Here is a 20,319-nt window from a genome sequence, read left to right on the forward strand (position 1 = left end):
TTATTTCGCCTGCTCGAGCTTGGCCGCCCTGGCGCCATCATACCACCAGATGTCGGGAGCACCGACACCGTTGGCGTAACGCGGCAGCTTCTGGGGGTGACCGAACTGATCCCAGTAAGCCAGCCGGTGCGTCTTGTTATACCATTGCGGCACCCAGTAGCGGCCGGCGCGGAACAAACGATCGAACGCACGGCAGGCGACGGTCAGTTCCTCGCGGCTGTCGGCGGCCATGATCTTCTCGACCATCGCGTCGATGGCCGGGCTGGCGACACCCGCGAGATTGTACGAACCCTTGGTGTTCGCAACCTGCGACGAGAAGAACGCGCGCATGGCATCGCCCGGCGTCGCCGACATGCTGAATCGCTGGATCGTCATGTCGAAGTCGAAATCTTCCTGGCGCGCCTTGTGCTGCACGGCGTCGACGACGCGCACGCTCGCCTCGATGCCGAGAGTGCCCAGATTCTTGATGTAAGGCGCGTGGTGCGGCTGGAACGAAGGCTCGTCCAGCAGGAACTCGATCTTGAACACCTCGCCGCTTGGCAGCACCCGCTTGCCGTCCTTGATCGGCACGCCGGCCTCGTTCAGCAGTTGCTGCGCCTTGCGGAGCAGACTGCGATCCTGCCCGGAGCCGTCGGAGACCGGCGGGGTAAACGGCGCCGCGAACACATCCTCGGGAACCTGGCCGCGGAACGGCTCCAGCAGCTTCAGCTCCTCCGGCGATGGAGGCTCGTTGCTGGCCATCAGATCAGAATTCTGGAATGGCGACACCGTACGGGCATAGGCCCCGTACATGATCGTCTTGTTGGTCCACTCGAAATCGAAGGCGTTGATCAGCGCCTCGCGCACGCGCGGATCCCTGAACTTGTCGCGCCGCGTGTTGATGAACCAGCCCTGCGCACCGGACGGCGTATCGTCGGGCACGACCTCCATCTTGACGCGCCTGTCCTTCACGGCCGGAAAGTCATAGCGAGTTGCCCAGATGCGGGAGGTGAATTCCTCGCGGTAGAGATAGTTCTTGCCGGTAAAACCCTCGAAGGCGACATCGCGGTCGCGATAGAATTCGTAGCGCACGACATCGAAATTGTAGCTGCCGCGACATACCGGCAGATCGGCGGCCCACCAGTCCTTCACCCGCTCGTATTCGATGTAACGATTGACCTCGAACCTGCCGACCTTGTACGGGCCCGAGCCGAGCGGGATCTCCAGCGACGACTCGTCGAACGGACGGGACGCGTAATACGCCTTGGAGAAGATCGGCAGGCCCGCGACATAGAGCGGCACGTCGCGCGCGCGACCCTTGGCGAAGGTGACGACGAGCGTCGCATCGTCGAGAGCTTCCGCACTGACCATGTCGCGCATCTGCACGATGATCAGCGGATGCCCCTTGGTCTTCAGCGCCGTCAGCGAAAACGCTGCATCGTGGGCGGTGAGCTTGCTGCCGTCGTGGAATTTCGCCTCGGGCCGCATGGTGAAGCGATAGACCAGCTTGTCCGGCGAGATCTGCACGGATTTGGCGGCCAGCCCGTACATCGCGTCAGGCTCGTCATTTGCACGCACCATCAGCGGCACGAACGTCATGTCCATGCCTTGCGCGCCGTCGCCCTTCAGGATGTAGGCATTGAGCGAGTTGAAGGTCTGGTAGGACTGGTTGTAGGCGCGCACCGACGGGATGAGCGAGAAGGTGCCACCCTTCGGTGCGTCCAGATTGACGTAGTCGAAATGGTGGAAGTCGGCGGGATATTTGAGATCGCCGAAGGCGGAGATGCCGTGGGCTTCGGCCGGCCCTTCCGACGCCGCCGCGCCGCGCGACAGGGCGGCGCTGAACGCACCCCCGGCACCCAGAACCAGCACATGCCGGCGTGAAAGCTGCGCCATGCGGGGGATATCCTTCACGACTTCTTTGCGATCCGCGCCGCCTTGTCTGCGTCGTACCACCAGATGAACGGGAAGCCGGACTGACCGTATTTGGGCAGTTCCGCCGGCCGGCCGAAGCGATCCCAGCGCGCGGTGCGCACCTTGGTGTAGGTCCACTGCGGCACGACGTAGTTATTCCACAGCAACACACGGTCCAGCGCCTTGGTGGCCGCGACGAGATCGTCGCGATCCCTGGCGTAGATCAACCGCTCGATCAGCTTGTCGACCGCCGGATTCTTGATGCCTGCGATATTGCGCGAGCCGGCAGTGTCGGCCGACTTGGACGACCAGAACTCGCGCTGCTCGTTGCCTGGCGATTGCGACTCGCCCCAGGAGTTGGTGACGACGTCGAAATCCCACTCGCGCGTCCTGTTCTCGTATTGGGTCGGGTCGACCGTTCGCACGCTCACGGCAATGCCGAGCCGTTCCAGCGACGGCTTGTAGAACAGCGTGACCCGCTCGAAGCTCGGATCCTGGTTCAGCAATTCTAGCGAGAACTGCGCGCCGGTCTTGACGTCGATCAGCTTGCGGTCGCGCACCTCATAGCCGGCCTCCTTGAACAGGCGCAACGCCTCGCGCAGATTATCGCGCACGGCTTCGGGACTGCCGCCGACCGGATTGGTGTAGGCTGTCGTGAAGACTTCGGGCGGCACTTCGGCACGAACGGTCTCGAGGATTTCGAGTTCCTTGCCCTGAGGCAATCCGGTCGCCATGAGCTCGTCGATGCCGTCGAAATAGCTGCTGATGCGCTTGTACTGGCCGTAGAAGATCTGCTTGTTCATCTCCTCGAAGTCGAACGCGTAGTTGAGCGCACGGCGTACGCGGGGATCGCTGAACTTGGCGCGGCGCAGGTTCGGGACGAAGGCCTGCATCACGCCCGAGCTGCGATTGGCGAACTCCTCGAGGATCACGCGCTTTTCGCTCACGGCCGGGAAGTCGTAGGCCGTCGCCCAACTCTTCGCGCTGTTCTCGGTGCGCCAGTCGACCTGATCGGCCTTGAAAGCCTCGATCGCCACGGTGGCGTCGCGGAAATACTCGTAACGCAGCTCGTCGAAATTGTTGCGGCCGACATTGGCGGGCAGATCGCGCCCCCAATAATCCTTGACGCGCTCCAGCGCGATCGAGCGTCCGGCGACGAATTCCTTGACCTTGTAGGGGCCGGAGCCGAGCGGCACTTCCAGCGTGGTCGCGGAGACATCGCGCTTGCGGCCCTGCGCGTCGGTCCCCTCCCACCAATGCTTCGGCAGAACCGTGAGCTGGCCCACGATCTGCGGCAATTCGCGATTGCCCGGCGCGTCGAACACGAACTTCACCTCGCGCTCGCCGACCTTCTCCGCCTTCACCACATGGCTGTAATAGGCCGAGTACATCGGGTGGTGCTTCTTGAAGGAATCGAGCGAGAAGATCACGTCCTCGACGGTGACGGGCTTGCCGTCATGCCATTTGGCCTGCGGCCGCAAGCGATAGGTGACGAAGGAGAAATCGTCGGGGTGGCTGACGGCTTCGGCCAGCGCGCCATATTCGGTCGAGACTTCGTCGAGCGCAGGCGTGAGGAGGGATTCGTAGATGAACGCGACCGCTCCGGAGACCTGGCCCTTCACCCCAGACACGACGATGTTGAAATTGTCGAATGTGCCGACGGCGATCTGGCGCGCGACGCCGCCCTTCGGGGCTTCCGGATTGACGTAGTCGAAGCGCTTGAAGTCGGCGGGGTACTTGACCTTGCCAAACAGCGACAGCGCATGGCGCCAAGGCAACCCATTTGAAGGCAGCTCGCTCGCCGATTGCGCCTGTGCCGCACCGATGGCGGGAACGCCCGCCACGGAACCGAGGGCGGGGAGCGCTGCGGCCGCAGCGCCGGTGAGCAGGAGATCGCGTCGGGTAATGGCCAAATCAATAGTCCTGTCTTGAAGGAGGCTACTCCTTTAAGGTCCCAATATAGGCGAGGTTTCGACGGAATATGTTGCTTTTTCCTCATGTTGGAAGGCCGGACGGCCTCTCAGATGCGGCCAAACGCCCCGATAACGAGCCCGCGAGGTCCGGATAAGGAAACGGCCAGGCTTTTCAGCCTGGCCGCATCTTCCAGAATCGGTTCTTGAAGCCTTATTTCGACGCCGTCGGCAGCGGCTGCGGATGATCCGACAGCGAGTTCAGATAGGCGATGACGTCGGCGCGCTCGGAATCCTTCGGGATACCGGCGAAGCCCATCGCGGTGCCCGGAATGAAGCCCTTCGGATTGGCGATGAACTTGTTGAGGTCGTCGAAGGTCCAGGTGCCGCCCTTGCCCTTCATCGCGGCCGAGAAGTTGAAGCCGTTACGGCCCTGGCCCCTGGCCTCGCCGACGACGCCAAAGAGGTTCGGACCGACGCGATTCGGGCCGCCCTTTTCGAAGGTGTGGCAGGCGCCGCACTTCTTGGCGGCGGCGGCACCCTTCTCGACGGAGGCGGTCTGGAGCAGCTTTTCGATCGGCTCGGAGGAGGCCGCGGCGGCGCCGCCTTCCTTGCCGTGGCCGGCGTCTTCCTTCACCGCGATCTCGAAACCCGGCTTCTCCGGCATCTTGGGCGAGAACAGTGCCTGGGCGGTGAAGCTCGTCACCAGCAGGATGAGACAGGTGCCGAGCACGGCACCGAGAATCTTGTTCAGTTCAAACGAGTCCATTTCCGGCCAGGCCCCACACCGCTGAGAAGGATTAGCGGCCGGGCGGCCGCCAGGACGAGCCTCGGGAGAATCAAAAACATTCCTTATTGTTTCCCCGAGTTTTGCCACTGAGATATCGGTTTGCCCGGGGTCTGGCAACCCGTATAAGCGACCCGGCTTCGAACCCGTCCCCATCCCATTTCTCGGCGCGGAAAACGCTCCATTTCCAGGCCCTTGAACCAATGACCGATCCCCGCATCCTGGTGCTGATACCGGCCCGCATGGCCGCCACCCGCCTGCCCGGCAAGCCGCTCGCCGACATCGCGGGCCTGCCGATGATCGTGCATGTGCTGCGCCGTGCGGAAGCCGCCGGCATCGGCCGGGTTGCTGTCGCCACCGACACCGACGAGATCGCCTCGGTCGTGACGGCCCATGGCGGCGAGGCGGTGATGACCCGCGCCGACCATCCCTCCGGCTCGGACCGCATCCACGAGGCCATGCAGAAGCTCGACCCCGCGGGCAAGGCCGAGATCGTGATCAATCTCCAGGGCGATTTCCCGACCATCACGCCGCAGACCATCCGCGAGGTACTGCCGCCCTTTGACGACCCCGCGGTCGACATCGTGACGCTGGCCTCCCAGATCCACACCGAGGAGGAGGACCTCGCCCCGAGCGTGGTGAAGGCGATCGGCTCGCCGATCGGGCCGAAGCGATTGCGCGCACTTTATTTCACGCGCGCCACCGCCCCGTACGGAAACGGACCGCGATACCACCACATCGGCCTTTATGCCTATCGCCGCGCGGCGCTGGAGCGGTTCGTGTCGCTGCCGCCCTCGCCCCTCGAAAAACAGGAGAGCCTGGAGCAGCTCCGGGCGGTGGAGGCCGGCATGCGCATCGACATCATGATCGTCGACAGCGTGCCCCGCGGCGTCGACACGCCGCCCGATCTCGAAACCGCGCGCAGCATCCTTTCCAAATCCTGAGCCGCTGCTACAAGGCCGACCATGAGCAAGATGAAGATCGCATTCCAGGGCGAACCCGGAGCCAATTCCCACATCGCCATCGTCGAGGCCTATCCCGACGCCGAGCCGATGCCCTGCGCCACGTTCGAGGACGCCCTGTCGGCGATCTCGTCCGGTGAGGCCGATCTTGGCATGATCCCGATCGAGAACTCGGTCGCCGGCCGCGTCGCCGACATCCATCATTTGTTGCCGGCCTCCGGCCTGTTCATCATCGGCGAATGGTTCTTGCCGGTCCGGCATCAGCTGATGGCGGTGAAGGGGACCAAGATCGAAGACATCAAGAGCGTCGAGAGCCATGTGCATGCGCTCGGCCAGTGCCGCCGCATCATCCGCAAGCTCGGCATCAAGCCGATCGTGCACGCCGACACCGCGGGCAGCGCCCGCGACATCTCGGAGCGCAAGGACAAGACCGTCGCCGCAATCGCCTCGCGCCTGGCCGCGAAAATCTATGGCCTCGATATCCTCGCTGAAGACATCGAGGACGAGGCCCACAACACCACGCGCTTCGTGGTGCTGGCGCGTGAGCCGAAATGGGCTCCCCAAGGCTCGGGCCCGCTGGTCACGACGTTTGTCTTCCGTGTGCGCAACCTGCCCGCCGCGCTCTACAAGGCGCTCGGCGGCTTTGCCACCAACGGCGTCAACATGACCAAGCTCGAGAGCTACATGGTCGACGGCAATTTCTTCGCCACGCAGTTCTATGCCGACGTCGACGGCCATCCCGAAGACAAGGGCCTCGCCTTCGCGATCGAGGAGCTGAAATTCTTCTCGCGCGAATTCCGCATCGTCGGCGTCTATCCGGGCCACCCCTTCCGCGCGACATTCAGCGAGACGCAGGATTGATATCGTGTCCCGGACGCGCGAAGCGCGAGCCGGGACCCAGAAGCAGCGATTGACAGAGCTGCGAGGAGCCCGGCTCTGCAGCGCATCACTGCGTGCTGCGCTGCATCCGGGGCATGAGAACTTTTACGCAGCCTTCGCCAGCCCGAACGCCTCCGCCAGCAGCGAATACGACCTCTTCCGCGCTTCGTGGTCGTACACGGCGGTGATCGCCATCAACTCGTCCGGTTTGCTCGCATCGATCAGCGGCTGCAGCTTCTTCTGCACCGTCGCCGGGTTGCCGACGAACAGGCGCGAACGGTTGCGAGCGATCGAGATGCGCTCGGAATCCGTATAGGGATAAGCCAGCGCCTCCTCGACGCTCGGCAGCGGCAGATATTGGCCGCGGTCGCGACGGAGCCGATTGAGATCGAACGAGGTCGCGAGCTTTTCGGCGTCCTCATCAGTCTCCGCCGCAATGACGGCCACCGCGAGGATCGCGTGGGGGCTCGCGCGCCAAGCCGAGGGCTGGAAGCGGTTGCGGTAATGCACCATCGCATCGATCGCGTCGTGGGACGCAAAATGATGCGCGAAGGCGAAGCCCATGCCGACTTGCGCGGCGAGCTCCGACGAATAATCGCTGGAGCCGAGCAGCCAGATCGGCGGCAGGGGGGTATCGTCGGGCATCGCGACGACGTTGTTATAGGGGTGCCCTGAGGGGAATTCGCGGGTCTGCCACAGGATCAATTCGTGCAGCCGCTCCAGGAAATCGTCGCCCTCGCGGCGGTCGAGCCGGCTGCGCAGCGCGTAAGCCGTGGCGCCGTCGGTGCCGGGTGCGCGGCCAAGCCCGAGGTCGATGCGGCCGGGAAACAGCGCCTCCAGCATCTTGAAGCGCTCGGCCACGACCAGCGGCGCGTGGTTAGGCAGCATCACCCCGCCCGAGCCGACGCGAATGTGTTTTGTGACCGCCGCGATCTGCCCAATCATCACGTCAGGCGCTGGGCTTGCGACCGAGGCGAGGTTGTGATGCTCGGCGAGCCAGTAACGGACATAGCCGAGCCCATCGACATGGCGCGCCAGATCGATGCTGTTGCGCAGCGCCGCGGCGGGCTTTGTGCCTGTGGTGACGACGGAGAGGTCAAGGACTGAGAGCGGGATCATGGCGCGTTAACGTAGTGAAGGGTCGCGTGGCGGCAATGGGTTGGCAGCGCAGGTCTGGCGTGTGTGCGCCGCGCGCAGTTGAGCTCGCGGCATTGGGCCAAAGGCAGCGGCGTACACCCCAACTTCAAACTGCCCACATCAGATCGAGCGGTATCATGCACCCGTAATTTTACCAACTTCATGTTATTACTATATAATTTATACTTCAATCCATATCCCACATCAGCTTCAAAAGAGCACAAAATAGCACACCACCTCCCTGAAGTGGGCTACTTCCCACTTCCGATGGGCTGTCGGCCAGACGGCCTTTGTCCTATCTTACCCGCTCCCAAACTTGACCTGACGGCCGGCCACGAAGACTTGGCGGGATCCTTGCAGTGAGTGGTGCCATGACTGACCTGACGACGCCTGCGACAGCCGACCGGCAAGACGGGCACCTGAAGCGGCCTGCGATCTCCTTCGAGTTCTTTCCGCCCAAGTCCGAGGAGATGGAGCGCAATCTCTGGGAGACGATCAACCGCCTCGCCCCGCTCGACCCGAAATTCGTCTCGGTGACCTATGGCGCCGGCGGCTCGACCCGCGAGCGCACGCATTCGACCATCTCCCGCATCCTCAAGGAGACCGCGCTGCTGCCGGCCGCGCACCTGACCTGCGTCGGCGCTTCGCGCGGCGAGATCGACGAGATCGTCGACCGCTATCACGAGGTCGGCGTCCGCCACATCGTCGGCCTGCGCGGCGATCCCGCCGGCGGCATCGGCACGCCCTACTCCAGCCATCCCGACGGCTACCAGAGCTCCGCCGAGCTCGTCGCGGGGATCAAGAAGCGGCACAGCGATATCGAAGTGTCAGTCTCAGCCTATCCCGAGAAGCACCCCGAGGCGCGCGACTTCGACGCCGATCTCGACACGCTGAAGGCCAAGGTCGACGCGGGCGCGACGCGCGCGATCACGCAGGTGTTCTTCGATAACGACTTTTACTTCCGCTATCTCGATCGTGTCCGCGCGCGCGGCATCGACATTCCGGTCGTGCCGGGCATCATGCCCATGCACAATTTCAAGCAGGCGCGCAATTTCGTCACCCGGAACGGCACCACCGTGCCCGACTGGCTCGCCGCGAAATTCGAAGGCCTCGATAACGACGCCGAAACCCGCAAGCTGGTCGCCGCGACGGTTGCGGCCGGCCAGGTGCAGAAGCTCGCCAAGCACGGCGTCGACACCTTCCATTTCTACACCATGAACCGCGCCGATCTCGTGTTCGCGATCAGCCATTTGCTCGGCATTCGCGCCAAGAGCGCCCAAAAGGCTGCGTAAGAGAAAATGACCGTACCCGTTTCCGCCAAGCGAATTGCCCTGCTCAACGCCGCGCGCGAGCGCATCCTTGTGCTCGACGGCGCCATGGGCACGATGATCCAGAACCTGCAGTTCGACGAGAAGGCGTTCCGCGGCGAGCGCTTCAAGAATTTCCATCGCGACCTGCGCGGCAACAATGATCTTCTGATCCTGACCCAGCCACAGGCGATCGAGGACATCCACGCCGCGTATTTGCGCGCCGGCGCCGACATCGTCGCGACCAACACGTTCTCGACGACGTCGATCGCGCAAGCCGATTACGACCTCACCGACATCGTCTACGAGATGGCGCGCGAAGGCGCCCGTCTCGCCGGCAACGCCGCCCGCCGCGTCGAAGCCGAGGACGGCAAGCCGCGCTTCGTTGCGGGAGCCATCGGCCCCACCAACCGGACCGCCTCGATTTCCCCCGACGTCTCCAATCCCGGCTACCGCGCCGTCACTTTCGACGATTTGCGCAAGTCGTACGGCGAGCAGATCCGCGGCCTGATCGACGGCGGCGTCGACTTGCTGCTGGTCGAGACCATCTTCGACACGCTCAACGCCAAGGCGGCGCTCTATGCCATCGCCGAGATCACCGAAGAGCTCGGCATCGACATGCCGGTGATGGTGTCGGGCACCATCACCGACAAGTCCGGCCGCCTGCTGTCGGGTCAGATGCCGGAAGCGTTCTGGCATTCGGTGCGGCACGCAAAGCCCGTCACCATCGGCTTCAACTGCGCGCTCGGCGCGGAAGACCTGCGCGCGCATATCGCCGATATCGGCCGCGTCGCCGATACGCTCGTGTGTGCCTATCCGAACGCTGGCCTGCCCAACGAGTTCGGCCAGTATGACGAGACGCCTGACTACATGGCACGCCTCGTCGGCGAATTCGCCCGCGACGGCCTCGTCAACATCGTCGGCGGCTGCTGCGGCACCACGCCGGACCATATCGCGGCGATTGCGGCTGCGGTCGCTCCGCACAAGCCGCGCATCGTACCGGAGATCGCGCCGCGCCTGCGGCTCTCCGGCCTCGAGCCGTTCGTGCTGACGGACGCGATTCCGTTCGTGAACGTCGGCGAGCGCACCAACGTCACGGGCTCGGCCCGCTTCCGCAAGCTGATCACCGCCGGCGACTACACCGCCGCGCTGCAGGTCGCGCGCGACCAGGTCGAGAACGGCGCGCAGATCATCGACGTCAACATGGACGAAGGCCTGCTCGATTCCGAAGCCGCGATGGTGACGTTCCTCAACCTCGTCGCCGCCGAGCCCGACATCGCCCGCGTGCCAGTGATGGTCGACTCCTCGAAATTCTCTGTGATCGAAGCCGGCCTGAAATGCGTGCAGGGCAAGCCGGTCGTCAACTCGATCTCGATGAAGGAAGGCGAGGAGAAATTCATTCACGAGGCCAAGATCGCCCGCCGTCACGGCGCGGCCGTCGTCGTCATGGCATTCGACGAGGTCGGCCAGGCCGACACGTTCGCGCGCAAGACCGAGATATGCAAGCGCGCCTACGACATCCTGGTGACCAAGGTCGGCTTCCCGCCTGAAGACATCATCTTCGATCCGAACATCTTCGCGATCGCGACCGGCATCGAGGAGCACAACAATTACGGGGTCGACTTCATCGAGGCGACGCGCTGGATCCGCCAGAACCTGCCGGGCGCGCACATCTCGGGCGGCGTCTCCAATCTGTCGTTCTCGTTCCGCGGCAACGAGCCGGTGCGCGAGGCCATGCACTCGGTGTTCCTGTATCACGCCATCAAGGCCGGCATGGACATGGGCATCGTCAACGCCGGGCAGATGATCGTCTATGACGACATCGACCCCGAGCTGCGCCAGACCTGCGAGGACGTCGTCCTCAACCGCGACCCTGGCGCCTCCGAGCGCCTGTTGGCGCTCGCGGAAAAATTCCGCGGCAAGAAGACGGAGAGCAAGGAAGCTGACCTCGCCTGGCGCGAATGGCCGGTGCAGAAGCGGCTATCGCATTCGCTGGTCCACGGCATCACCGAATTCATCGAGCAGGATACCGAAGAGGCCCGCAAGAATTCCTCGCGTCCGCTCGACGTGATCGAGGGACCGCTGATGGCGGGCATGAACGTGGTCGGCGATCTCTTCGGCGACGGCAAGATGTTCCTGCCGCAGGTGGTGAAATCCGCGCGCGTGATGAAGCAGGCCGTTGCCTACCTCATGCCGTTCATGGAGGAGGAGAAGGCGCGCAACCTCGCGAGCGGCATCGGCACCGAGAGCTCCTCGTCCGCCGGCAAGATCGTGCTCGCGACGGTGAAGGGCGACGTTCACGACATCGGCAAGAACATCGTCGGCATCGTGCTCCAGTGCAACAATTACGAGGTCATCGACCTCGGCGTGATGGTGCCGGCCGCCAAGATCGTCGAAACGGTGAAAGCGGAGAAGGCCGACATCGTCGGCCTCTCCGGCCTGATCACGCCCTCGCTCGATGAGATGGCATTCTTCGCCGGCGAATTGCAGCGCGAAGGCCTGAAGCTGCCGCTGCTGATCGGCGGCGCCACCACCAGCCGCGTGCACACGGCGGTGAAGATCGACCCGAGCTATCGCGCCGGCCCCGTCGTCCACGTCAACGACGCCAGCCGCGCCGTCGGCGTCGCCTCCTCGCTGCTCTCGCCCGAGAAGCGCGAGGCCTATGCGGCCGAGGTGCGCGCCGAATACGCAAAGATTTCCGACGCGCATCTGCGCGCGCAGGCCGACAAGAAGCGGTTGAAGCTCGCTGCCGCCCGCGCCAACCGCGTGCCGGTCGATTTCGCCAAGAGCAAGCCGGTGAAGCCGACCTTCCTCGGCACCCGCAGCTTCGACGAATACGACCTCGCCGAGCTCGTCGACTGCATCGACTGGACGCCGTTCTTCCAGACCTGGGAGCTCGCCGGCCGCTTCCCCGCCATCCTCGACGACGCCAAGGTCGGCGAGGTCGCGCGCTCGCTCTATGACGATGCGCGCAAGATGCTCGACACCATCGTCAAGGAGAAATGGTTCCGGGCCCGTGCGACGATCGGCTTCTGGCCGGCGAACGCGCAAGGCGACGACATCGTGCTCTATGCCGACGAGAGCCGGACCAAGAGCATCGCGACGCTGCACACGCTGCGCCAGCAGCTCGAGAAGCGCGAGGGCCGTTTCAACGCTGCGCTCGCCGACTTCATCGCGCCGGCCGGCGTGCCCGACTATATCGGCGGCTTCGTCGTCACGGCGGGCATTGGCGAGGACGCGGTTGCCGACCGCTTCAAGATGGCGAACGACGATTACTCCTCGATCCTGTGCAAGGCGCTGGCTGATCGTCTGGCCGAAGCCTTCGCCGAGCGCATGCATGCCCGCGTGCGCCGCGAGTTCTGGGCCTATGCTCCGGACGAGGCGCTTTCCAACGACGAGCTCATCCTCGAAAAATACCAGGGCATCCGCCCCGCCCCCGGCTATCCCGCGCAGCCCGATCACACCGAGAAGGCGACGCTGTTCGAGCTGCTCGATGCGGAAGCGACCGCCGGCGTGAAGCTGACCGAGAGCTTTGCGATGTGGCCGGGTTCTTCCGTGTCCGGGCTCTATTTTGCGAACCCCGAGAGCTATTATTTCGGCGTCGGCAAGATCGAGCGAGACCAGGTCGAGGACTATGCCGCGCGCAAGGGCATGACGGTGGCGGAAGCCGAGCGCTGGCTCGCGCCGGTGCTCAACTACATCCCGTCACAGCAGACCGACAAGGCGTTCGCGGCAACGCCGGCGAACGACGAGGCGTCAAACGACCTCGCCTCGCATCCGCCGGGCTGCACCTGCGCGGTGCATCTGGTCTGGCAGAAAAAGCGCGCGGGCGCGGGCTAGCCGCGCCTTTCCAAAACAAAAATGCGAAAACAACCCCATGCACAGTAGAATGGGGTTGAAAGGGTTGAAGAATTTCGGTCTTGCCGAAAGCAAGTTGCGGCGTCGGGCAAAACAGTAGTAATATTCTATCATCGCCCATCGCACCGGTTTCGTCATCCCTTGCCACTTCTGCGGCAGCCCGCCTGGGTAAGGTCGCAGCGCATGGCGCGCCGCCAACCGCACCAGGCGGCCCCGCGGAGACCCGCTCACCCTGCCTCTCCATCCGTGAACCGGCGCGCGTCTCGTGCCGACCAACACGCGGTCGGCGCGCGCGGGAGGGTGCCATTCGCAATCGTCTGGAAATCCTGGCCTTCTGCCTCGTGATCGCCGGCGGGATCTCCGTTTCGCGTCAAGCCGCCTCACCCGATGCGGCGATGGCGCCGGCCGCGCAGCAGCCATCGAAACCCGCGGACACACATTCGACCATGCAAACCGTCACAAGGCTTCTCGCCGAGCCCCGCTCGCCGTCGCGCGACGACCAGCTCTATGCCGCCGCGGTGGCCCTGTTCAAGGCGATCGAGGCGGGTGAGGAGCCGGTCGAGAGCCGCGACATTCTGGCCAGGGCGCTGCACGAAGCTGCGCTCGGCGGGCACGCCAGCGCGTGGGTCGACTATGGCCGTTGCCTCTGGAACGGCTGGGGCGTGGCGCGCGACCGCGACGCGGCGGTGGACGCCTACAAGCGCGCGGCCGAGCTCGGCCTGGACTACGGTGCCTATCTCGTCGCCTACAATCTCTATTGGACGTTCCAGAGATACGACGACGCCTATGCGTATGCGCAGAGGGCGCTTGGAAATGACGATCCCGACGGCGCTGTGCACTATCTCCTGGGACTGATGGCCTACAATGGTCGCGGGCGTCCGAAAGACGTCGCCGAAAGTCTCGCATTGCATCTGGAGGCGGCGAAACGCGGCAATGCCGATGCCTATTTCGAGCTGTTCGTCTATGCGATGCATGGCATCGGCGACCGCAGCAAGGCGGCATTCTACCTGAAGCAGGCCGGACAGCGCGACCAGCCGCGCGCCTGCGCCAATCTCGGCGTGTACTATGCCACCGGGCAATTGCCCGGCATTGCGCAGGATTTCACCGAGTCCGTCCGCTGGTACAAGCGCGCCGTCGATCTCGGCATCGGCCGCGCCGCAGCAGCGCTCGGCGTGATGGCGACGCGTGGCGAAGGGATGGAGAAAGATCTCGACGCAGCGGAATCCTATTTCGATCGCGCCGAAGAACTGGGGTTCGAGCTGGACGAGTATCTCGACGAGGTTGGCGTGAAGCGGAGCAGATAGTTCGCTATAGCTTCGTCATTCCCGGGTGCGCGCCGGCGGCGCGCCCCGGAATGATGGAGCAGCTCAGGTCCCACACGCGCGGCGCCCATCCTCCCCTTGAGGGGGAGGATGGGTTCGCATGCAGCGAAGCGGAATGCGGACCGAGGTGGGGTGACAGTCGCTCCACCGAAGCGCTGCCCGAGGTGAGAGATCACCCCACCCCGCTCGCGCTGCGCGCGATCGACCCTCCCCCTCCAGGGGAGGGTAAGGGACCTCACCCCTTCGGCGGGGCCAGCGGCTGCATGATCTCCTGGAATGGCGGCAACGCCTCGCAGCGCTCGGCATGCGCGCTGAGTGCCGGATAGCGTGCGGCATCGAACAGCTGCGGATGCGCCTCGCGGGTGAAGCGGATGACGCAGGCGACCGCGATGTCGGCGTGACCGATACGCTCGCCAAGCCAATAGGGCGTCGTCACCTTGGCACGCTCGGCTTCCAGCACGCCCAGCACATCCGCGATCTGCGCCTGGCAGCGCTCGACCCATAGCGCGAGCTGCTCCTTCCGCAGCACGCGCTCGTAGAGCAGGCTCACGGCCTTGTCGCCGAGGCCGGAGGCGAGCGCGCAGATCCGCAGATGCTTTCGCCGCTCGGCGCCGCTGCGCGGCAGCGGCACGCGGCGCAGGGGATTATAGGGCGCGATCTTGTCGGCATCGCCGAAGGTCGACCACGGCTTGTGCTCGAAAGCGAGCCCGTAAAGCCGCAGCGTAATCGCGACGCGGCGGACGAAGGGGGAGTCGTATTGGCCGATCAGGAACATGGTTTTCGCTGCTCCTCGTTCGCTGGATAAGGCGGGGTCGTCCACTCTCCACGAGAAGATCAGCGCCGCACAAGGAATATCTTGGACATGAAGCATTGCGTCGGATGCATCGGTACGCTCGACAGATCACGCGCACCGCGCGCTCAAAGACCATCCCGGATCTCGCGCTTGATGGCGGCGATCGCGGTTTCGTTGCGCTTGTACATCGTCCACTGCTTGATCCGCTTGGCGCGTACCAGCTTTGCCGCCGTCAGCACCCGCATGTGCTCGCTCAACGTCGGTGCGCTGACGCCGAGCTTTTCGGCGATCAGCAATCCGCAGACGCCGTCCTCGACCAGGTCGCCATCGGCCTGCTCGCGGAAATGCTTTCGCGGATCCCGCAGCCAATCCAGGATCTGCAGGCGACGCTCATTGGCCAGTGCGCGCAGGGCGACTGCAAATTTCATTTAGCCATTTTGCTAATTACCTAATTGATGTCAACTCTACCTTGCGCTATTCTGGGCGGCATCATGACAGCGACAATGGACATCAATCGGGAGCGGATTGCGGCGACCGAGGCGGTCATCCGTCCGCATATCAGGCGCACGCCCCTTGTTCAGGCCGATCTCGCCGATTTCGGCCTGCCGGCCGCGCCGGTCACGTTCAAGCTCGAGATGCTGCAGCATTCCGGATCGTTCAAGGCACGCGGCGCCTTTGCCAATCTGTTGCTGCGCCAGGTGCCGCAGGCCGGCGTCGTCGCCGCATCCGGCGGCAATCACGGCGCGGCGGTCGCCTACGCGGCGCAGCGGCTCGGCATTCCCGCCACGATCTTCGTGCCCGACATCACCTCGCCCGCCAAGGCCGAGCGCATCAGCGGCTATGGCGCAAAGCTAGTGATCGCGGGCAACCGCTACGCTGATGCGCTCGCCGCCAGCGAAGCGCATGTCGCGCGGACCGGCGCGCTGGCCGTTCATGCCTATGATCAGGCCGAAACCCTGCTCGGCCAGGGCAGCGTCGGACTGGAGCTGGAGCAGGATGCTCCCGGCATCGACACGCTGCTGGTGGCGGTCGGCGGCGGTGGACTGATCGGCGGCATCGCGGCGTGGTACGCCGGCAGGACGCGCATCGTCGCGGTCGAGCCGGAGCAATCGCCGACCCTGCACGCTGCGTTCGAAGCGGGCACGCCGGTCGATGCGCCGGCCGGCGGCATCGCCGCCGACAGTCTCGCGCCGCGGCGCGTCGGCGCGCTGATGTTTCCGATCGCGCGCTCCCATGTCGAACGCGTCGTTCTCGTCAGCGACGAGGCGATCCGGCAGGCGCAGGCCGCCCTGTGGTCGCACCTGCGCCTCGTGGCCGAGCCCGGCGGCGCAGCCGCGTTTGCCGCGCTGCTGTCCGGCCGCTATCGTCCCGCGGCCGGCGAGCGCATCGCGGTCCTGGTCTGCGGCGCCAACACGACGGCGGTGAATTTCGACAGCTAGTTGCGGGGATGCATGATCAGGCCGGGCGCAGTTTTCCTGATGTCGATCCTGCTTGGATTGCCCCCTGGTCGCGCGCCATCGAAGAACATCGTCTGTCAGTTCTTTTGCCAACAACAGCAAGGCCAATGATAAAGGCGTGCTCCGCTGCGACATAGCACAGCGATATGCGGGGACTTCTGCTGAACACTTCCCGGATGTCGCTTCGCTTATTCGGGCTACGATGCTGTCACGTGTTGATATATCGATTTGGAGTGGAGCAGCAGCACCATGCTCCGTCATTGCGAGCGCAGCGAAACAATCCAGATCCTTCCGTGGGGGCAGTCTGGATTGCTTCGTCGCCAGAGCTCCTCGCAATGACGTGTGGGGGCAGCCGCGCCCTATTCGATGATCGGCACGTGCCTCGCCGCATCCCGCGGCGCGGTGCCATCGAGGCGCGGATCATCCGCGATCTCGATCTGGCGGCGGAAGGGGCGGAAGCCGGAGCGCTGGTAGAAGGCGACGGCGGAGGGGTGGTCGAAGGTGCAGGTGTGCACCCAGACGCGGCGGACGTCGCGGGACCAGGCAATCTCCAGCGCGCGGTTCATCAGGAAGCGGGCGGCGCCGGTGCCGATCAGTTTCGCGGTGACGCCGAAATAGACCAGCTCGCATTGGCCGGGCTGACGGAAATCCAGCTCCAGCAGGCCTTCGTCGCGGCCGTCCACGGCCAGAGCGTAGAGTTCGTTTCCCGGCGCGTGGATGATTGCGGCGAGCTCCGTGTCGCTCATGCGGGCGCGCGAGAACCATAGCCACTCCTCGCCGACGCGGCGGTAGAGGTCGCGGTACCAGTCGGGCGCGGGGGCGTCGGCCTTGCGCAGGGACCAGCTGCCGGGCGGATCGGCGCGGCGCGCGGGAGGCGCGGTCATCTCGAGATGAGTGACGACGGCGGCGATCTTGCCGGTGGGGACGTCGGAATAGCCGTCGGGGAGGATCATTCTTGGTTGCTTCTTTCGCTCTAGGCGAGCGGGCGGCGTCGTTTGAGGCACCACAGCAGCGCCACACTCCGTCATTGCGAGCGGCAGCGAAGCAATCCAGGATCTTTCTGCAGAGGCAGTCTGGATTGCTTTGTCGCAAGAGCTCCTCGCAATGACGACGTGGCAGCAGTTGAGCGCGCCTCGCGGCATCGAGCTGCGAGGCTGTGCCTACGCCTACCCCTCCCCCTCGTCGCTCGCGAGCACGCCCTTCACCGCCCTTGCCCATCCCGCGAGCTTTCGCTCGCGCGTTGCCTCGCTCATGTTCGGCTTGAAGCGGTGCTCGAGGCGCCAGTTGTCGGCGAATTTGGTCGGCTCGGGATAGACGCCGGCGTTGAGGCCGGCGAGATAGGCGGCGCCGAGCGCCGTGGTCTCCTGGATCACGGGGCGGTCGACCGGTGCGTTGAGGAGATCGGCGAGGCGCTGCATGGTCCAGTCGGAGGCGGTCATGCCGCCGTCGACGCGGAGCACGACGCTGGCGGTTTCCGAGCTCGGCCAGTCCGCGCGCATCGCGGCCCAGAGGTCGAAAGTCTGGTAACAAACACTCTCCAGCGCGGCATGGGCCAGCTCGGCGGGGCCGGTGTTGCGGGTCAGGCCGAACAGCGCGCCGCGCACGCGCGGATTCCAGTAGGGCGCGCCCATGCCGACGAAGGCGGGGACGAGATAGACGCTCTGCATGGAGTCGGACTGATCGGCAAGCGGTCCGGTCTCGGCGGCGTGCTTGATGATGCCGAGGCCGTCGCGCAGCCATTGCACCGCGCTGCCAGCGACGAAGATCGAGCCTTCCAGCGCGTAGGTGCGTTTTCCGTCGAGCTGGTAGGCGACGGTGGTGAGCAGCTTGTTCCTGGAGACAACGGGAGTCGTGCCGGTGTTGAGCAGGGCAAAGCAACCGGTGCCGTAGGTGGACTTCATCATGCCCGGACGGAAGCAGGCCTGGCCGATGGTGGCAGCCTGCTGGTCGCCGGCGATGCCGGAGATCGCGATGGCGCCGCCGAACAGGTCCGGCGTGCTCTCGCCGAAGCGGGCCGAAGAATCCTTCACCTCGGGAAGCATCGAGCGCGGCACGCCGATGATCTCCAGCAGCTCGTCGTCCCACTGGCCGGTGTGGATGTTGAACAGCAGCGTGCGCGAAGCGTTGGTGGCGTCGGTGGCGTGCACCTTGCCGCCGGTGAGGCGCCAGAGCAGATAGCAGTCGATGGTGCCGAACATCAGCTCGCCGCGCGCGGCGCGGGCGCGGGCGCCGGGAACGTGGTCGAGGATCCAGGCGACCTTGGTGCCGGAGAAATAGGGATCGATGATCAGGCCGGTCTTCTGCGAGATCACGGGCTCGTAGCCGTCGTGCTTCAGCTTGGCGCAGATGTCGGCGGTGCGGCGGTCCTGCCAGACGATAGCGCGGTGCACGGCTTGGCCCGTGGCGCGGTCCCACACCACGGTGGTCTCGCGCTGGTTGGTGATGCCGATCGCGGCGATGTCCTTTGCGCTGATGCCGGCGTGCTCGATCGCCTCGCGGCACACCATCACGGTCGAGGTCCAGATGTCCTCCGGCTCGTGCTCGACCCAGCCCGAGGCCGGAAAGTGCTGCGGAAACTCGGCCTGCGCCTTCGCCGCAATGGAAATGTCGCCGCGAAACACGATCGCGCGCGAGGAGGTGGTGCCCTGATCGATGGCGAGGACGAAAGACATGGCGGCTTACCTTGGCGTTTCCCGGAGGGGGTCGTTGGTCGGGCCAAAGAAAACGGGATTGCCGGCAGGAGGTCAAGGCGGCTCTCCTTACCCTCCCCTGGAGGGGTCCGGGACGAGCGTAGCTCGCCCGTGGGTCGACCGCGCGCATCGCGGGCGGGGTGGGGTGAAGCCGCAGAGACGGTCTTGCTTTCTTTCCAGATGAGCTCAACCGCGCATTCGGAGGCACTGGATTCGGGATAGTCTGTCACCCCACCCCGCTACGCATTACGCTTTGCTTCATGCGTAGCGACCCTCCCCCTCCAGGGGAGGGTAAGAGCGCATCATCCGCGCCGCTATGTTCGGCGGTGCTTCAAGGGTGCGGTCACCGCCTCGCGCGATCCGTACAGCTCGACATAGTTACGTTCGAGGACGGCGGTCAGGTCGGCTGTGATCTCCGAATTCCAGAAGCGGATGACGCGATAGCCTTCGTTCTCCAGCCATTGCTGCCTGGTGCGGTCACGCTCCGCCGTGTCGTCTTCGTTGTGATGTCCGCCATCGAGCTCGATGATGAGGCGCCCGGCTGGGCAGAAGAAGTCGACGACGTAGGGTCCGATTGGCGCCTGCCGCCGGAAGTGCGATCCGTCCATGGGAAGTTCTTTGAGCGCCCGCCACAATATCCGCTCGTGAGGCGTTGTGTTCGCTCTCAGCTTCTTTGCGGCCGCGCGTCGGATTGATGTCGAGACCATTTGCATGGCCTTGCTCGCGCCATGCGCGAGCGACCCACGGGCGAGCTACGCTCGTCCCGGACCCCTCCAGGGGAGGGTGAAGTGGAGCGTACTCACAGAACAATTTCAAGTAGCAAGACGCCTACACCGCCGCCGTGGTCACGCCGCCGTCGATGACGATGGTCTGGCCGGTCATGAAGCTCGAGGCGTCCGAAGCAAGATAGGCCACTGCGCCTGCGATTTCGTCGGGTTCGCCGATGCGGCGCAGCGGCGTGGTGGCGGTGCGGCGCTTGAGCATGGCTTCGTCTTCCCAAAGCGCGCGGGCGAAATCGGTTTTGACGAGGCCGGGCGCGATGCAGTTGACGCGGACGCCTTTGGGGCCCCATTCGCCGGCGAGACTGCGGCACAGCGCGAAATCGGCGGCCTTGGAGATGCCGTAGGCGCCGATGACGGTGGAGCCGCGCAAGCCCCCGATCGAGGAGATGATGATCACCGAGCCGTTGCCGCGCTCGGCCATTTGCGGGATCGCGAGCGCGGAGAGCCAGATGTTGCTCTTCACGTTCGAGCCCATGATCTTGTCGAAGGCCTCGTCGGTGATGTCGAGCAGCGGGCCGTAGTACGGATTGACCGCGGCGTTG

The 20,319-nt window shown here is 64.8% G+C and carries 16 protein-coding genes (1 of these 16 running past the window's edge); 6 read left to right on the forward strand and 10 right to left on the reverse strand.

Translation table 11 applies throughout. The features are described 5' to 3' along the window. From QA649_RS39585 to QA649_RS39595, 3 genes are all read right to left on the reverse strand, one after another. Complete coding sequence (locus QA649_RS39585; protein ID WP_283021885.1) at positions 1-1,875, reverse strand: extracellular solute-binding protein; 1,875 nt, start codon at positions 1,873-1,875, stop codon at positions 1-3. Positions 1,876-1,889: 14 nt separating this feature from the next. After that, positions 1,890-3,806 (reverse strand): extracellular solute-binding protein, encoded by a 1,917-nt coding sequence (locus QA649_RS39590; RefSeq protein WP_283021886.1) that lies wholly within the window; start codon positions 3,804-3,806, stop codon positions 1,890-1,892. A gap of 211 nt (positions 3,807-4,017) precedes the next feature. After that, a complete protein-coding gene (locus tag QA649_RS39595) occupies positions 4,018-4,572 on the reverse strand; it encodes a cytochrome c family protein (protein WP_283021887.1) in 555 nt (184 codons plus the stop codon). 221 nt (positions 4,573-4,793) lie between these two features. Between QA649_RS39595 and QA649_RS39600 the strand changes: the two genes are divergently transcribed. Beyond that, positions 4,794-5,534 (forward strand): 3-deoxy-manno-octulosonate cytidylyltransferase, encoded by a 741-nt coding sequence (locus QA649_RS39600; protein WP_283021888.1) that lies wholly within the window; start codon positions 4,794-4,796, stop codon positions 5,532-5,534. Between the two features lie 21 nt (positions 5,535-5,555). Beyond that, entirely contained in the window at positions 5,556-6,413 is an 858-nt protein-coding gene (locus QA649_RS39605) for a prephenate dehydratase (protein ID WP_283021889.1), read from the forward strand. Between the two features lie 123 nt (positions 6,414-6,536). On the opposite strand, the gene QA649_RS39610 is transcribed toward QA649_RS39605, so the two are convergent. Then, complete coding sequence (locus QA649_RS39610; RefSeq protein WP_283021890.1) at positions 6,537-7,550, reverse strand: LLM class flavin-dependent oxidoreductase; 1,014 nt, start codon at positions 7,548-7,550, stop codon at positions 6,537-6,539. A 389-nt stretch (positions 7,551-7,939) separates the two neighbouring features. Between QA649_RS39610 and metF the strand changes: the two genes are divergently transcribed. From metF to QA649_RS39625, 3 genes are all read left to right on the forward strand, one after another. Continuing rightward, positions 7,940-8,860, forward strand: coding sequence for a methylenetetrahydrofolate reductase [NAD(P)H] (gene metF / locus QA649_RS39615; protein ID WP_283021891.1), 921 nt, complete (start codon positions 7,940-7,942; stop codon positions 8,858-8,860). 6 nt (positions 8,861-8,866) lie between these two features. Then, on the forward strand, positions 8,867-12,715 hold the full coding sequence (gene metH, locus QA649_RS39620) for a methionine synthase (protein ID WP_283021892.1): 3,849 nt from the start codon (positions 8,867-8,869) through the stop codon (positions 12,713-12,715). Positions 12,716-13,179: 464 nt separating this feature from the next. Next, a complete protein-coding gene (locus QA649_RS39625) occupies positions 13,180-14,037 on the forward strand; it encodes a tetratricopeptide repeat protein (protein ID WP_283021893.1) in 858 nt (285 codons plus the stop codon). 253 nt (positions 14,038-14,290) lie between these two features. Here QA649_RS39625 and QA649_RS39630 read toward each other — a convergent pair whose 3' ends face one another. Together QA649_RS39630 and QA649_RS39635 are read right to left on the reverse strand one after the other, a co-directional pair. After that, a complete protein-coding gene (locus QA649_RS39630; protein ID WP_283021894.1) occupies positions 14,291-14,830 on the reverse strand; it encodes a glutathione S-transferase family protein in 540 nt (179 codons plus the stop codon). Positions 14,831-14,973: 143 nt separating this feature from the next. After that, positions 14,974-15,276, reverse strand: a complete 303-nt coding sequence (locus QA649_RS39635; protein ID WP_235543256.1) for a winged helix-turn-helix domain-containing protein — start codon at positions 15,274-15,276, stop codon at positions 14,974-14,976. 27 nt (positions 15,277-15,303) lie between these two features. On the opposite strand from QA649_RS39635, the gene QA649_RS39640 reads away from it, so the two are divergent. Continuing rightward, positions 15,304-16,287: a threonine/serine dehydratase gene (locus tag QA649_RS39640; protein ID WP_283021895.1), complete on the forward strand. Its 984-nt coding sequence runs from the start codon at positions 15,304-15,306 to the stop codon at positions 16,285-16,287. A gap of 377 nt (positions 16,288-16,664) precedes the next feature. Here the strand turns inward: QA649_RS39640 and QA649_RS39645 are convergent, their stop codons facing one another. From QA649_RS39645 to QA649_RS39660, 4 genes are all read right to left on the reverse strand, one after another. Continuing rightward, on the reverse strand, positions 16,665-17,258 hold the full coding sequence (locus QA649_RS39645; protein WP_283021896.1) for a GNAT family N-acetyltransferase: 594 nt from the start codon (positions 17,256-17,258) through the stop codon (positions 16,665-16,667). A gap of 213 nt (positions 17,259-17,471) precedes the next feature. After that, a complete protein-coding gene (glpK, locus tag QA649_RS39650; RefSeq protein WP_283021897.1) occupies positions 17,472-18,977 on the reverse strand; it encodes a glycerol kinase GlpK in 1,506 nt (501 codons plus the stop codon). Positions 18,978-19,309: 332 nt separating this feature from the next. Next, positions 19,310-19,708, reverse strand: a complete 399-nt coding sequence (locus QA649_RS39655) for an endonuclease domain-containing protein (protein ID WP_283021898.1) — start codon at positions 19,706-19,708, stop codon at positions 19,310-19,312. Between the two features lie 115 nt (positions 19,709-19,823). Further along, on the reverse strand, positions 19,824-20,319 hold the 3' portion of the coding sequence (locus tag QA649_RS39660; RefSeq protein WP_283021899.1) for an SDR family oxidoreductase. 278 nt of this gene lie beyond the right edge of the window; 496 of the gene's 774 nt are visible here — the last part of the coding sequence; its start codon lies beyond the right edge, outside the window; the stop codon is at positions 19,824-19,826.

Origin of the sequence: Bradyrhizobium sp. CB1717 (assembly GCF_029714325.1) — a bacterium.
GTDB lineage: Bacteria > Pseudomonadota > Alphaproteobacteria > Rhizobiales > Xanthobacteraceae > Bradyrhizobium.